The sequence below is a fragment of the Pseudomonas sp. C7.1 genome (assembly GCF_056312395.1).
Map to the genome: position 1 here is coordinate 1679920 of NZ_JBWDTL010000003.1, position 15229 is coordinate 1695148.

Consider the following 15229-nt stretch of genomic DNA (forward strand, 5'->3'; position numbering starts at 1 on the left):
CGGCCAACTACTTATGTGGTGTTTCGCGGCGGCTGACTTTGGCCACGGGCATCGGCAGTAGCTTGCCCATCGGTTGCCGACTGGGTTGGCGTAATGGCCGCAGCCCCACTACCAGCTTGCGGGCCACCAACACGTAAAAACCGCCACCGGGCGGCTGCCAGGCCGCGCCCAGTCGCTCCAGCCCAGCTAGCCGCGCCTGCCAGGCCGGCGAAGAAAGCGGCGGACGATAGCACCCGAAGCGGCGTTTCTCCAGCGCGAAGCCCAGCAGGTGCAACCAGTCGCTGACCCGATTGGGCGCAATACAGCGGGCCTGACGCAGCGCGTCACGGGTAAATAGATGACGCACGCCCCAGCTGCTGATCGGATTGACCCCAACGATCAGCAGATGACCGCCCGGCCGTACGCTGCGCGCCGCCTCACGCAGCAGGCCGTGGGGCGACAGGCTGAAATCCAGGCCGTGCTGCAACACCACTACATCGGTGGCGTGCTCGGTCAGCGGCCAGGATTGCTCTTCACAGACAATCTCCACGCCCTTGAACGGCGGCCCCAGACGCACACTGCGCTGAATCTGCTGAGCATCCGGCGGCATATCGGCAACGGGGCCGTAATGCACCAGATAACCACCGAAGAAACGCGCCAGCTCTTCTTCCAGCAGTTGCCGCTCCTGCTCCAGCAGCAACTTACCGAGCGGGCCGCTTAGCCAGCTGCGCGCTGCGGCGATAAGGTCGAGCCATTCATTGTCTGCGAGGGCAAACGGATGGTCGGACATAAAGCTGCTCCCGTTTCATGTGCCGCAGCACAAAGTAGTCAGCACCGCCGTAGCCAGCACCACCGATGAGACCTAAGATGCACCTTTGCGCCCTGCTTAGCGACCAACTGATGATAAAAATCGACGCCCTGCCTGCATTCTCCGACAACTATATATGGCTGCTGCAAGACGCCGAACAGCGCCGCTGCGCAGTTGTCGACCCTGGCGACGCAGCACCGGTAGAAGCCTGGCTGACGGCCAACCCCGGCTGGCAGTTGAGCGATATTCTGATCACTCACCACCATTTCGATCACGTCGGCGGTATTGAACGACTGAAGGCGATTACAGGTGCGCGAGTGCTGGGTCCAGCTAACGAGAAGATCCCGGCGCGTGATCTGGCACTGCGCGACGGCGACCAGGCCGAAGTACTGGGCCAGCGCTTCGATATCTATGAAGTGCCCGGTCACACCCTCGGGCATATCGCCTATATCCAGCCTGAGCAGCACTGGCTGTTCTGTGGCGACACGCTGTTTGCTGGCGGCTGTGGGCGCCTGTTCGAAGGCAGCCCCGAGCAGATGCACCACTCCCTTAGCCGCCTGGCCTCCCTGCCTGAACAGACTCAGGTGTTCTGCACCCACGAATACACCCTGAGCAACCTGCGCTTTGCCGCAGCGGTTGAACCGGATAATCCGCAAATCCAGCAACGCCTGGCGCAGGTCAGCCAATGGCGCGAAAACGGACAAATAAGCCTACCGTCATCGATTGGCTTGGAGCGCGCCACCAATCCTTTTTTGCGTAGCGCGCAACCGTCCGTCAGCTCCCGTATCAGTGAACGTGAAGGGCCTGACAGCCGCTCGCCAGAGCAGATATTCGCCGCATTACGCGCCTGGAAAGACCATTTCTAAACCTCGACAACCACACAAAAGACTGGTTAAAACTTGACCAGAGACATGCTGGTTCCTAGAATCGCCCGACCTTTTCGCCGGGAAGTACATCACCGCCAATGCCTCTACCACCACGCAAGACCTTGAATTTAAAGGCATTAGCACAAAGCGCTCAGACGCTTATGGTGATCATGTGCGTAACCCTGGCCGGCTGCCAGACCAGCAACCAGCACCGGCCCGACAGCAGCCGCGACACCGACCGCGCGGTAGGCCTTGAGCAAGAGCCGCAATGGCTCAACAGCACTGTAGCGCCAGCACCCGAAGAACCCAAAGACATCTGGGAGCGGGTACGCGAGGGCTACCAGTTGCAGGACACCATCACCCTCAACCCGCGTATCGAACAACAACGCCTGTGGTTCGTCAGCAACCCCTCGTTTATCGAGAAAGCCGGCGAGCGCAGCAGCCCTTATATCCACTTTATCGTTGAGCGCCTGGAACAGCGTAATATGCCGATGGAGCTGGCGCTGCTGCCGATGATCGAAAGCTCGTACAACCCGCTGGCCTACTCCCATGCCCATGCCGTTGGGCTGTGGCAGTTCATCCCATCTACCGGGCGCAACTTCAACCTGCGCCAGACCAACTGGTACGATGGCCGCCGCGATGTAATGGCTTCGACCGATGCGGCGATCAGCTACCTGACGCGCCTCAAGGAAATGTTCAACGGTGACTGGCTGCTGGCCCTGGCGGCCTATAACGCCGGCGAAGGCCGCGTTAGCCGGGCGATTGAGCGCAACCAGAAGCTTGGCCTGCCCACCGACTACTGGAACCTCTCGCTGCCGGTGGAAACCCAGAATTACGTGCCCAAGCTGCTGGCTCTCTCGCAGGTGGTGATGACGCCGCAAGCCTATGGTGTCAGCCTCGCGCCGATTGCCAACGAGCCGTATTTCGAGAAAGTCGTATTCAAGCAACGCATGGACCTCGCGCGCGTTGCCGCTATGGCTGATCTGGATGAAGACGAGCTGTACCTGCTCAACCCCGCGTTCAAGAAAGGCGTGACCCTGGACGGCCCACAGCATCTGCTGGTACCAACCGACAAAGCTGAGTTGCTGACCGCCAACCTGTCACTGATGAAGCCGCAGGAGCTGGTGGACTGGCAGCAGTACCGCGTGCGCTCAGGCGACAGCCTGCACAGCATCGCCAACCGTCATCAGCTGACGGTAAACACCCTCAAGGACATCAACAAGCTTTCCGACAACAACCTGCGCATCGGCCAAATGCTCAGCATTCCCGCGCAACCCGGTGTACCCGCGCGCGCCCAGGTGTTCCAACGCAGCGTCGCACACAGCGCACCGAGCCGTACCTACCGGGTGAAAAACGGCGACAGCCTCTGGCTGATCGCCAAGAGCCACAAGGTTGCGGTCAAGGATGTGCAGCGCTGGAACAAACTCTCCGGCAATAGCCTGCGCGTCGGCCAGGTGCTTACCTTGCAAGCCGGTAAACCCAGCAGTGGCGCCAGCGGCAACAGTGGCAAATCGGCGCGCCAAGGCGCGACCTACTACAAGGTGCGCCAAGGTGACTCCCTGTATCTGATTGCCAAGCGCTTCAAAGTGCCGATGAAGAGTCTGCAGAACTGGAACCCAAAAGCCGGCAAAGCCCTCAAGCCAGGGCAGACCCTGACCCTGTACACCAGCAACTGATCAGGCCTTCTTGCTCATCGCCTCCAGGCAACGCCCAGACAGTTGGGTAAAGCGCTGAAAGGCGACAAACTGCTCATGCTTTAACGCCCGTCCGGATAGCCGACTGTCGGCATACAACAAGCCAATCTCGCGGGTGCCGGCCAACAACGGTGAGATAAAGAACATGCCCTGCCCCAGGTGCTGGCGAATCGGCTGGGTAACCAGTTCGTTAAGGTTGTAACTGGCCGGTACGCCCATCCACAGCGCTTCTTTATTACGCAGTGCGTAACTGAAAATATGCGGTTGCTCTTGCTGCGCCACGGGTAGAACGAAGTCACGGCCCCAGCCCTCGGTGCCTTCGCCAATCACCCGCTTGGCGCGGAAACAGCTTTGCCCATCGGCCAGTACCACCAGCATGATGCGCTCCAGACCAGCGCCCTGATGCAGGCCCTTGAACAGGGTATCGAGCACCAGACCGAGATCGCTGCGGTGTGAAACCATCAGACCAAGGTCCTGCAAGGCCTGCTGCAAAATCAGTAGATTGGGTTGCAGCAGCCGCGCCTTGCGCTGCTCCTGCTGCAGGCGAATCTGTTCCGGGTCGGTATTGGGAATCAGTTTGCACAGTTGGCTGGCGCCGAAGGTCGCGGCCATTTTCACGGTTTCTTCGGCACTGGCCAGCACCTGCTGCATGGCTTCCTGCGGGGTCACTCCGATAAAACTGGCCAACTGGCCGACCAGCGCCTCCATGGCCGGGGTATCCCAGCCATCCAACGCCGCCTGACTGATCTTTGCCCCAAGGGTCACGGCTTTGACGGCCGGGTCATTCTGGCTGGTTGAGTGATGCGCCAGGCTAACGGTGTCGCCCAGGTTCCAGCTTTTCACCAATGCCAAACTCAGTTGGCGAAAACTGGTGCCGAGCAGTTGCATCACCACCTCATCTTCATCAACACCTGGCTGAGCCAGAGCACTGGCCAGATCATCCGCCGCATCGCCAGCGCAGCCCCAAAACGCCAGCTCGCCGACGTTATGCAGCAAGGCGGCGATAAAAACTTCCTCATCATTTTTTGTCAGCACATAGCCGGCGATATTGCGTGCCTGCACGGCAGCATGAAACGAGCGCGCCAACAGTTCAGCGAGCTGATCGCGGGAACTGCGCGCCAGCAGGCCGTCGATCAGGCTGACCGACAGGCCGATCTGGCGCACGTTATCGAAGCCGATCAGCACGATGGCCCTGGAAATGGTGCGGATAGTTTCCTGGGAGGGGTTGTAATACACGCTATTGCCGATACGCAGCACTTTGCTGGTCAAGGCCGCGTCGCGTAGCAGGACATCGGCCAGTTGCTGCACAGAAGATTTGTTGCCCTGAGTAAGGCGGTGCAGATCTTGCACCACTGTGGCCAGGGCGGGTAATTCGGCTTGGTTGAAGCGATCGATCCATGACTGCAAACCATGGCAGGCTGTTACCAAAATGAGGCCCTCGTAATTAGTTATTTCAGTGTAGACAAAGTGACGCTATTGCTTAGCTACGACCCTCCCCTTTTTCCTGCCGATACAAGCTGTTAATGTGCCTGACCAGCAGCCCACAAGACGCCACGGATCGGATATTTCACTTGATACGTCCCCTCCTCTCGTTACTTCTCTGCATGGCCATCAGTTCATCTGCCTGGGCCACTCTGTATAAAAGCCACGGTTATGCCCAGTTTGGCGAGCTGAAGTATCCCGCCAGCTTCACTCATTTCGCCTGGGTCAACCCGGAATCGCCCAAAGGCGGCACGCTGCGGATGATGGCCAATGGCACCTTCGATACGCTCAACCCTTACACCCTCAAGGGCAGCAGCCCGATCAGCACGGCCAACTTTCTGCAGTACGGGGTCAACGAGCTGAATGCGCCGCTGATGGTCGGTACCGGTGCCTATGACCCGTCGGGTGACGAGCCGGCCTCCAGCTACGGCCTGATCGCCGAATCCGTGGAGTACAGCGATGACCGCAGCTGGGTGGTGTTCAACCTGCGCCGTGAAGCGCGCTTTCATGATGGCAAACCGATTACCGCTTATGACGTGGCTTTTTCCTACCGCCTGTTGCTCAAGGAAGGTCACCCGCAGTACCGCACCAACCTGCAGGAAGTAAAACGGGTCGATATCCTCAATCGCCACAGCATCCGTTTTGTCCTCAAGCGTGCCGGCAACCCCCTGCTAATCCTGCGCTTGGGCGAACTACCAGTGCTGGCGCAGCACTACTGGAAAGACCGCGACTTCAAGGCCACCACCTATGAACCGCCGCTGGGCAGCGGGCCCTACCGGATTACCCAGGTCAGCCCTGGGCGCAGCCTGCGCTTTGAGCGAGTCAAGGACTGGTGGGGCGCCAAGCTGCCGGTCAATCGCGGCAAATACAATTTCGACCGGGTCGAGGTGGAGTTCTACCGCGACAGCCATGTGGCCTTCGAGGCCTTCAAAGCCGGCGAGTTCGACATCTATATCGAGCAGCAGGCGAAAAACTGGGCCAACGGCTACCGCTTCCCGGCGCTGAGTCGTGGTGAAGTGATTCGCGCCGAAATCCCGCACCAGATCCCGACCCAGACCCAGGCGCTGTTTATGAATACCCGCCGCGCGGTGTTTGCCGAGCGCAAGATACGTGAAGCCCTGGGCCTGATGTTCGACTTCGAGTGGGCCAACCGCGCGCTGTTCAACAGTTCCTACACCCGCGCCAAAAGCTACTACCCAAACAGTGAGTTCTCGGCTCGCGGCAAACCTGAGGGTGCCGAATGGCTGCTGCTGTCGCCCTACCGCAAACAACTGCAGGCGCGCCTGTTTAGCGAGCCGTTCAGCATGCCGCAGACCGATGGCCGGGGTATCCCACGGGAAACCTTGCGCCGCGCCCTCGGTCTATTGGCCGAAGCCGGCTGGAAGCCCTCCGGCCAACACCTGCTCAATAGTGACGGGCAGCCACTGCGCTTCGAGATATTACTGGTCAACCCCAACCTTGAACGCATTCTCCAGCCCTTTACCGAGAACCTCGCCAGCATTGGCATCCAGGCCAACCTGCGCACCGTCGACCGCGCCCAGTACAAGCAGCGCCTCGACCAATACGACTTCGACATGATTCTGCTGACCCTGCCGCAAACCCTCAGCCCCGGCCTTGAACAATCGCTGTACTTCCACTCGTCCCAGGCCAAGGTCAAAGGTGGTAGAAACTACGCTGGGGTTACCCACCCGGTGGTCGATGCCATGATCGAAAAACTGCTGTCGGCGCAGAGCCGCGACGAGCAGATCGCAGCCACCCGCGCCCTTGACCGGGCACTGTTGTGGCAGCACTACAGCATCCCGAACTGGTATATCGATTACCACCGCCTGGCTTACCGCAACCGATTTGCCTTCGTCACCACGCCGCCCTACACCCTGGGCCTGCGTACCTGGTGGCTGAAATCCATGGAGAACGCTGAATGACCCATGCATTGCGCGCCCTGTTTATCCACGTCAGCAGCATTGCCCTGCTGGGCGTTGCCAGCCTGGCCCTGGCCGGCCCCAAGCACGCACAAACCCTGTATGACGAAGCGCCCAAGTACCCCGCCAGCTTCAAGCACTTCGACTACGTCAATCCGGATGCGCCTAAAGGCGGCAGCCTGCGCCAGGCCGGTTTTGGCGGTTTCGACAGCCTCAACCCCTTTATCAACAAGGGCGTGGCAGCCGACGACATCGGCATGATCTACGACACCCTGACCCGACACGGCCTTGACGAACCCTTTACCGAATACGGCCTGATCGCCGAAAAGATCGAGAAAGCCCCGGACAACGCCTGGGTACGTTTCTATCTGCGCCCCGAAGCGCGCTTCCACGACGGCCAACCAATCACCGCCGAAGACGTTAAATTCACCTTCGAAACGCTGATGAGCAAAGGCGTACCGATGTACCGCGGCTATTACGCCGATGTCGACAAGGTGGAGATCGAAAGCCCCCACCGCGTGCGTTTTGTCTTCAAGCATGCGGGTAATCGTGAGCTGCCGTTGATCGTCGGCCAACTGCCGGTGCTGCCGAAGCACTGGTGGGCCGAGCGTGACTTCAGCAAAGGCAACCTGGAAGTCCCCCTGGGCAGCGGCCCCTACAAGGTGGCGGATGTGCAGGCCGGCCGTTCGATCCGCTATGAGCGGGTCAAGGATTGGTGGGGCAAGGACCTACCGGTCAATCGCGGCTTCTACAACTTCGACACGCTAGAAATCGACTACTACCGCGACAACACCGTCGCCCTCGAAGCACTCAAGGCCGGGCAGTTTGACTACTGGCTGGAAATCAGCGCAAAGAACTGGGCCACCGCCTACAACAGCCCCGCCGTTGCCAACGGCCAATTGATCAAGGAAGAGATCGCCAACCATAACCCCACCGGCATGCAGGGCTTTATCTTCAACACCCGCCGCCCACTGTTCAACGACCGCCGCGTGCGTGAGGCCCTGGGCCTACTGTTTGATTTCGAATGGGCCAATCGGCAGTTGTTCAACGGTGCCTACACCCGCACCCGTAGTTACTTCGACAACTCCGAGCTGGCCTCAGTCGGCCTACCCTCTGCTGACGAGCTAAAGCTGCTGGAGCCGTTGCGCGCACAGATTCCGCCCCAGGTATTTACCGACGAATACCTGCCACCGGTCACCGATGGCAGCGGCATTATTCGTGAACAACAGCGCCGTGCTTACCAGTTGCTGCAGGAAGCCGGCTGGCGCGTGGATGGCGACAAGATGCTCGACAGCACGGGTAAACCAGTGAGCTTCGAGTTCCTGCTGGCGCAAACCGAGTTCGAACGCGTCCTGCTGCCGTTCAAGCGCAACCTGGCTGACCTGGGTATCGATCTGGTGATCCGCCGTGTTGACGTGTCCCAGTACATCAACCGCCTGCGTTCGCGCGACTTTGATCTGATCGTCGGCGGCTTTGGCCAATCCAACTCGCCGGGTAACGAGCAGCGCGAATACTGGCATTCCAGCAGCGCCGACAACCCAGGCAGCCGCAACTTTATCGGCCTGAAAGATCCGGCCATCGACAGCCTGGTCGAGGGCTTGATCAACGCCGACTCGCGGCAAAACCTGATCACCCATACCCGCGCCCTCGACCGTGTACTGCTGTGGGGCCATTACGTGGTGCCCAACTGGCATATCAAGACCTGGCGCGTGGCCTACTGGAACCGCTTCGAGCACCCCAAGGTCACTCCGCAATACGACATTGGCCTGCATACCTGGTGGGCCCGCGCTAAATCGCCTGAAGCGATAGCCGATGAAGCTGCCGCTCACCCTGCAGCAGACGTGGAGCAATAAGATGCTGGCGTATATCTTTCGTCGGCTGCTGCTGATCATCCCCACGCTGTTCGGCATTCTGCTGATCAACTTCATCATCATCCAGGCCGCCCCCGGTGGCCCGGTTGAACAGATGATTGCCAAGCTGGAAGGCTTCGACGGCGCCACCAGTCGCATCGCCGGCGGCGGCGCCGAAGTCTCGGTGGCCGGTTCCAATTACCGTGGTGCCCAGGGCCTGGACCCGGAACTGGTGGCGGAAATCGAGCGTATGTATGGCTTCGATAAATCCGCACCAGAACGCTTCTGGCTGATGCTCAAGAGCTACGCACAACTGGATTTCGGCTCCAGCTTCTTTCGTGATGCCGAGGTTATCGACCTGATTATCGAAAAGATGCCGGTGTCGATCTCCCTGGGACTGTGGAGCACGCTGATCATGTACCTGGTGTCGATCCCGCTGGGTATCGCCAAGGCCACCCGCCACGGCAGCGCCTTCGACGTGTGGACCAGTTCGCTGATCATCGTCGGCTATGCGATTCCAGCGTTCCTGTTCGCCATTCTGCTGATCGTGCTGTTTGCCGGCGGCAGCTACTGGGACTGGTTCCCGCTGCGCGGGCTGACCTCGAACAACTTCGACGAGCTGAGCTTTACCGGCAAGCTGCTCGACTACTTCTGGCACCTGGCGCTGCCCGTCACCGCGTTGGTAATCGGTAACTTCGCCACCCTGACGCTGCTGACCAAAAACAGCTTTCTCGATGAAATCAACAAGCAGTACGTGGTTACCGCACGGGCCAAGGGCCTGAGCAACACCCGCGTGCTTTACGGCCATGTGTTCCGCAACGCCATGCTGATTATCATCGCCGGCTTCCCGGCAGCCTTTATCGGCATCTTCTTTACCGGCTCCTTGCTGATTGAGGTGATTTTCTCCCTCGATGGCCTGGGTCTGATGAGTTTCGAGGCCGCGATCAACCGCGATTACCCGGTGGTGTTCGGCACCCTGTTTATCTTCACGTTGTTGGGGCTGGTGGTGAAATTGATCGGCGACATTACCTACACCCTGGTCGATCCGCGTATCGACTTCGAAAGCCGGGAGGGTTGAGATGAAACTGTCCCCCATCAATCAACGCCGTTTCCAGCTGTTCAAAGCGCACAAGCGCGGCTGGTGGTCGCTGTGGATATTCCTCGTGCTGTTCTTCGTCACCCTCGGCGCCGAGCTGATCGCCAACGACAAGCCACTGGTGGTGAGCTACGACAGCGAACTGTATTTCCCGGTATTCAAGCGCTACCCGGAAACCACCTTCGGCGGCGAATTCCCGCTGCAGGCCAACTACAAAAGCCCCTATATCCAGGAACTGATCAAAGAGAAAGACGGCTGGATGATCTGGCCGCCGATCCGCTACAGCTACTCCAGCATCAACTACGACCTGCAAGTGCCCGCCCCCGCGCCACCTTCGGCGGAAAACCTGCTGGGCACCGACGACCAGGGCCGCGACGTGCTGGCACGGGTGATCTACGGCTTCCGCATCTCGGTGCTATTCGCCCTGATTCTGACCCTGGCCAGCTCGGTGATCGGTGTGTTTGCCGGCGCCCTGCAGGGTTTCTATGGCGGCTGGGTCGATCTGGTTGGACAGCGCTTTCTGGAAATCTGGTCCGGCCTACCAGTGCTCTACCTGCTGATCATCCTTGCCAGCTTCGTACAGCCAAACTTCTGGTGGCTGCTGGGCATCATGCTGCTGTTCTCCTGGATGAGCCTGGTGGATGTGGTGCGCGCTGAGTTTCTGCGTGGGCGCAACCTGGAATATGTGCGTGCAGCACGCGCCCTGGGCATGCAAAACGGCTCGATCATGTTCCGCCATATCCTGCCCAACGCGATGATTTCCACCATGACGTTTATGCCGTTTATCCTCACCGGCGCGATCGGCACCCTCACCGCGCTGGACTTCCTCGGCTTTGGCCTACCGCCCGGCGCGCCTTCGTTGGGTGAGCTGGTGGCCCAGGGCAAATCCAACTTGCAAGCACCCTGGCTCGGTATCAGCGCCTTCGCCGTGCTCGCCCTGATGCTCAGCCTGCTGGTGTTTATCGGCGAAGCGGCGCGCGATGCCTTCGATCCGAGGAAATGACATGACCGACTCCAACAGCCTTATCGAAGTCCGCGACCTAGCTGTCGAATTCGTCAGCGGCAGCCTGAAACAGCGTGTGCTGGAAGGCGTCAGCTTCGATATCAAGCGCGGCGAAACCCTGGCCCTGGTGGGCGAAAGCGGTTCGGGCAAATCGGTCACCGCGCACTCCATCCTGCGCCTTTTACCCTACCCAATTGCCCAGCACCCCAACGGCAGCATCCACTACGCCGGGCAGGACCTGCTCAAGCTGAACGAGAATAAACTGCGCGGTATCCGTGGCAACCGTATCGCCATGGTCTTTCAAGAGCCCATGACCTCGCTCAACCCGCTGCACAGCATCGAAAAACAAATCAACGAGGTGCTGGGCCTGCACAAAGGCCTGCGCGGCAAAGCTGCCACCGCGCGCACCCTGGAGTTGCTTGAGCTGGTTGGCATTCCCGAGCCGCACAAGCGCCTCAAGGCCTACCCGCACGAGCTGTCGGGCGGTCAACGCCAGCGCGTGGTGATCGCCATGGCCCTGGCCAATGAGCCTGAACTGCTGATCGCCGACGAGCCGACCACGGCGCTGGACGTCACCGTGCAGTTAAAAATTCTCGAACTGCTCAAGGATCTGCAGGCGCGCCTGGGCATGGCGATTCTGCTGATCAGCCACGACCTCAACCTGGTACGGCGGATTGCCCACCGCGTTTGCGTCATGCAGCACGGGCATATCGTCGAACAGGCCGCCTGCGAAACACTGTTTAAAGAACCGCAGCACCCTTACACCCGTGAATTGCTCGGCGCCGAACCCACCGGCGGCCCGGTTGATCAACCGCCTGGCAAAACCATGCTGGAAATCGACAACCTGCGCGTCTGGTTCCCGATCAAAAAGGGCCTGCTGCGCCGCACCGTCGATCATGTCAAAGCCGTGGACGGTATCAACTTCAGCCTGCCACAGGGCCATACCCTAGGCATCGTTGGGGAAAGTGGCTCGGGCAAATCCACCCTGGGCCTGGCGATTCTGCGTTTGCTCGGCAGCCAGGGCGGCATCCGCTTCCAGGGCCAGGCCATCGAAAGCCTGTCGCAAGAGGATGTGCGGCCGCTGCGCCGGCAGATGCAGGTGGTGTTTCAAGACCCCTTCGGCAGCCTCAGCCCACGCATGTCTGTCAGTCAGATTGTTGGTGAGGGTTTGCAGATCCACCGCATGGGCAGCGAGGCTGAGCAGGAACAGGCGATTATCGACGCCCTGGTGGAGGTCGGGCTGGACCCGGAAACCCGCCACCGCTATCCCCACGAATTCTCCGGCGGCCAACGCCAACGCATCGCCATCGCCCGCGCCCTGGTGCTCAAACCCGCGCTGATCCTACTGGATGAACCGACCTCGGCCCTCGACCGCACCGTGCAGCGCCAGGTGGTCGAGCTGCTACGCTCGCTGCAGGCCAAATACAACCTGACCTACCTGTTTATCAGCCACGACCTGGCGGTAGTCAGAGCCCTGAGCCATCAGGTGATGGTGGTCAAGCAGGGCAAAGTGGTGGAGCAAGGCCCGGCGGCACGTGTCTTTGCCGCGCCACAGGACATCTATACACAGCAGTTGCTGGAAGCGGCCTTTATGGCCCCAGCTGGCTAATTCTTGTACACAGGAAGAGGAACAACACCCATGGGTTTTCTAAGCGGCAAGCGCGTACTGATCGTTGGCGTCGCCAGCAAACTGTCCATCGCCTCCGGCATCGCAGCAGCCATGCACCGTGAAGGCGCCGAACTGGCCTTCACCTACCAGAACGAAAAGCTCAAAGGCCGCGTCGAAGGTTTTGCCGCTGACTGGGGCTCGAACGCCGACCTGTGCTTCCCGTGCGATGTGGCCAACGATGAGGAAATCGCCTCGGTATTCGAAGCCCTGAGCAAAAAGTGGGACGGCCTGGATTGCATCGTTCACTCCGTTGGTTTTGCCCCCGGTGACCAGCTGGACGGCGACTTCACCGACGTCACCACCCGTGAAGGCTTCCGCATCGCTCACGACATCAGCGCCTACAGCTTCGTCGCCCTGGCCAAAGCCGGCCGCGAGATGATGAAAGGCCGCAATGGCAGCCTGCTGACCCTCTCCTACCTGGGCGCCGAGCGCACCATGCCTAACTACAACGTTATGGGCATGGCCAAGGCCAGCCTGGAGGCCGGCGTACGTTACCTGGCCGGCAGCCTCGGTCCAGAAGGCACTCGCGTTAACGCCATCTCTGCCGGCCCGATCCGCACCCTCGCGGCTTCCGGGATCAAGAGCTTCCGCAAGATGCTCGCCGCCAACGAGAAGCAGACCCCGCTGCGCCGCAACGTCACCATCGATGAAGTCGGCAACGCCGGCGCCTTCCTCTGCTCCGACCTGGCCTCGGGCGTCAGCGGCGAGATCATGTACGTCGACGGCGGCTTCAACACCACCGCCATGGGCGCCATGGAAGAGTAAGCCGTTAAATCGCACCAACAAAAAGGCCGCTTAACTAAGCGGCCTTTTTTATGCATTGCCATCCATGGCATTCACCCTGCGGGCCGTCGCTGCGCGACGTTAGAAATGGCTCCCTGCCATTTCTTTACTCAGCAATACCGATCAGAAGCGCTCGATATCCGCCGTATCTTCCAACTGCTTGCGGAACGCGGCGAAGTCCTGCTGACCAACGCGCGAGGCGAGGAAGCGGCTGTACATGGCCTTGTCCTCATCCGACAGCACTTGCTGCGGCTGGCTCACGCCATTGAGACGGATGATCATGAAATCACCGTTGCTCAGGCTGATACCTGCGAAGGTCGGCTTGTCGGCCGCTTCAGGCTTGGACATGCGGAACAGTGCCTGCAGCACCACTGGCTCAACGCCTTCCTGGCTGCGAGTGGCCGCCTCGACCACATTCCAGCCCTGCGCAGCATCGGCCTGGGGAGCGGGCGTCTGACCCTCGCGCAGCGCAGCTAGCTGCTCTTCACCCTTGGCTTTCACCGCTTCGCTTGCGCGAACCTTGGTCAGCTGGGCACGAATGCCATCGGCAACCTGCTCAAGCGGCAGCTGCTCAGGCTTGTTGTGCTCTTTAACGCGCACCACCACCACAGTGTTCGGATCAAGCTCGATCACACTGCTGTTGCTGCCGTCTTCCAGCACTTCATCGCTGAATGCCGCTTGAATCACCTGACGATTGGCAGTCAGGCCTTCAGTACCACCCTCACGACCAAAAGCTTCAGTGGTTTTGACCTGCAGGCCCAGCTCCTGAGCGGGCTGAGCCAGGTCCGAGGCTTCAAACGCGGCGTCTTCGAGGTCCTTGGAGACTTCTACAAAGCGCTGCTCAACCTGACGCGTCTTGAGATCGCGCTGCAGTTTTTCTTCCAAGCTGGCGAAGCTTGGCACTTGCGGCGCCTGAACGCCCAGCAGCTTGATCAGATGCCAGCCAAACTCGCTGCGCACAGGAGCCGATACCGCACTCTCGTCCAGCGCATACAGCGCTTCTTCAAAGGCTGGGTCGTACACGCCTGGGCCGGCAAAGCCCAGATCACCGCCCTCACCTGCCGAACCCGAGTCATCGGAAACTTCTTTGGCCAGTGCGGCGAAATCTTCGCCTTGCTCAAGACGCTTCTGCACCGCGACCAGTTTGGCCTGGGCTTGTTCGTCATTCAGCTTATCGTTCACTTCAACCAGAATATGCGCGGCACGACGCTGTTCGGCGAGGTTGGCGATTTCATTCTGATAAGCACTCTGCAGCGCCTCATCGGTGACTTCAACCTGATCGAAGAAAGCGTCCTTCTTCAGCTCGACGTATTCCAATACCACCTGCTCAGGGCTCATAAACTCGCTGGCTTGAGCGGCGTAATAAGCCTTGATGTCGTCATCGCTGAGCGTGACTGCATCCAGATCAGCCGTAAGGGTCAGGGTAGCGAAGTCGCGAGTCTGCTTTTCCAGTGCGGCAAAGGCTTGCACCTGGGCATCGGTGACAAACCCACTGTTGGCCAGGCCGGCGCGCAATTGACCAATCAACATTTCCTGCTCAAGCATCTGGCGGAATTGCAAACGGCTGTAGCCCAGTTGGCGGATAACCTGATCGAAACGCTCAGCATTGAACTGACCATCGACCAGAAACTCAGGTGTTTTCAGGATCAGCTGATCCAGCGCCTGCTGCGAAAAGGCAAACTTGGCGTCTTTGGCGCCATCGAGCAGCAAGGTGCGCTCAACCAGGCCATTCAGGGCGGCTTCACGCAGCAGCTTCTCGTCCAGCAGAGAGGCATCAAAGTCGCGCCCCAACTGCTGCAGCAATTGACGACGCTGCATCTCGACTGCCTGGCTAAGCTCGGCGGAAGTGATCTTCTCGCCATTCACTTCAGCGGCATTCTGGCTATTACTGGTGCTGGTAAAAATGGCATCTACACCCGTCAGCGCGAGCAGCGCGACAATGATGCCGATGATGGTTTTGGCAATCCAACCCTGTGAATTGTCCCTGATGTTTTGCAGCATGCGTCCCCCAGAACGACTGTACAAATAAAGCAGTCGCGCAGTGTGGGTAAAATCCGGATAGAAGAAAGGCGCATCAGTG

Annotated in this window: 11 protein-coding genes; 8 read left to right on the forward strand and 3 right to left on the reverse strand. The window is 59.8% G+C overall.

All coding sequences use genetic code 11. The features are described from left to right. Positions 1-7: 7 nt before the first annotated feature. Positions 8-769 (reverse strand): class I SAM-dependent methyltransferase, encoded by a 762-nt coding sequence (locus tag AC0T4W_RS11195; protein WP_476319062.1) that lies wholly within the window; start codon positions 767-769, stop codon positions 8-10. Between the two features lie 110 nt (positions 770-879). Between AC0T4W_RS11195 and gloB the strand changes: the two genes are divergently transcribed. Both gloB and AC0T4W_RS11205 read left to right on the forward strand, forming a co-directional pair. Then, positions 880-1653: a hydroxyacylglutathione hydrolase gene (gene gloB, locus AC0T4W_RS11200; protein ID WP_476323586.1), complete on the forward strand. Its 774-nt coding sequence runs from the start codon at positions 880-882 to the stop codon at positions 1651-1653. 98 nt (positions 1654-1751) lie between these two features. Further along, on the forward strand, positions 1752-3329 hold the full coding sequence (locus AC0T4W_RS11205; protein ID WP_476319063.1) for a lytic transglycosylase domain-containing protein: 1578 nt from the start codon (positions 1752-1754) through the stop codon (positions 3327-3329). Here the strand turns inward: AC0T4W_RS11205 and AC0T4W_RS11210 are convergent, their stop codons facing one another. Then, complete coding sequence (locus AC0T4W_RS11210; protein ID WP_476319064.1) at positions 3330-4754, reverse strand: HDOD domain-containing protein; 1425 nt, start codon at positions 4752-4754, stop codon at positions 3330-3332. It lies immediately after the preceding gene. Positions 4755-4921: 167 nt separating this feature from the next. Between AC0T4W_RS11210 and AC0T4W_RS11215 the strand changes: the two genes are divergently transcribed. From AC0T4W_RS11215 to fabI, 6 genes are read left to right on the forward strand one after another with little or no spacing between them, the layout of a single operon-like run. Continuing rightward, positions 4922-6751: an extracellular solute-binding protein gene (locus AC0T4W_RS11215; protein ID WP_476323589.1), complete on the forward strand. Its 1830-nt coding sequence runs from the start codon at positions 4922-4924 to the stop codon at positions 6749-6751. Further along, the gene (locus AC0T4W_RS11220) at positions 6748-8601 is read left to right on the forward strand and encodes an extracellular solute-binding protein (RefSeq protein ID WP_476319065.1); all 1854 of its coding nucleotides are present in this window, start codon (positions 6748-6750) and stop codon (positions 8599-8601) included. The genes AC0T4W_RS11215 and AC0T4W_RS11220 overlap by 4 nt, the downstream gene beginning before the upstream one ends. A gap of 1 nt (position 8602) precedes the next feature. Beyond that, positions 8603-9676 carry a microcin C ABC transporter permease YejB gene (locus AC0T4W_RS11225; RefSeq protein ID WP_304869300.1) on the forward strand — a complete coding sequence of 358 codons (1074 nt, stop codon included), beginning with the start codon at positions 8603-8605 and terminating at the stop codon, positions 9674-9676. 1 nt (position 9677) lies between these two features. Next, a complete protein-coding gene (locus tag AC0T4W_RS11230) occupies positions 9678-10697 on the forward strand; it encodes an ABC transporter permease (protein ID WP_476319066.1) in 1020 nt (339 codons plus the stop codon). Position 10698: 1 nt separating this feature from the next. Then, positions 10699-12306: an ABC transporter ATP-binding protein gene (locus AC0T4W_RS11235; RefSeq protein ID WP_476319067.1), complete on the forward strand. Its 1608-nt coding sequence runs from the start codon at positions 10699-10701 to the stop codon at positions 12304-12306. Between the two features lie 30 nt (positions 12307-12336). Beyond that, positions 12337-13131 carry an enoyl-ACP reductase FabI gene (gene fabI, locus AC0T4W_RS11240; protein ID WP_274086671.1) on the forward strand — a complete coding sequence of 265 codons (795 nt, stop codon included), beginning with the start codon at positions 12337-12339 and terminating at the stop codon, positions 13129-13131. Between the two features lie 141 nt (positions 13132-13272). On the opposite strand, the gene AC0T4W_RS11245 is transcribed toward fabI, so the two are convergent. After that, the gene (locus AC0T4W_RS11245) at positions 13273-15150 is read right to left on the reverse strand and encodes a SurA N-terminal domain-containing protein (protein WP_476319068.1); all 1878 of its coding nucleotides are present in this window, start codon (positions 15148-15150) and stop codon (positions 13273-13275) included. Positions 15151-15229: the final 79 nt, after the last annotated feature.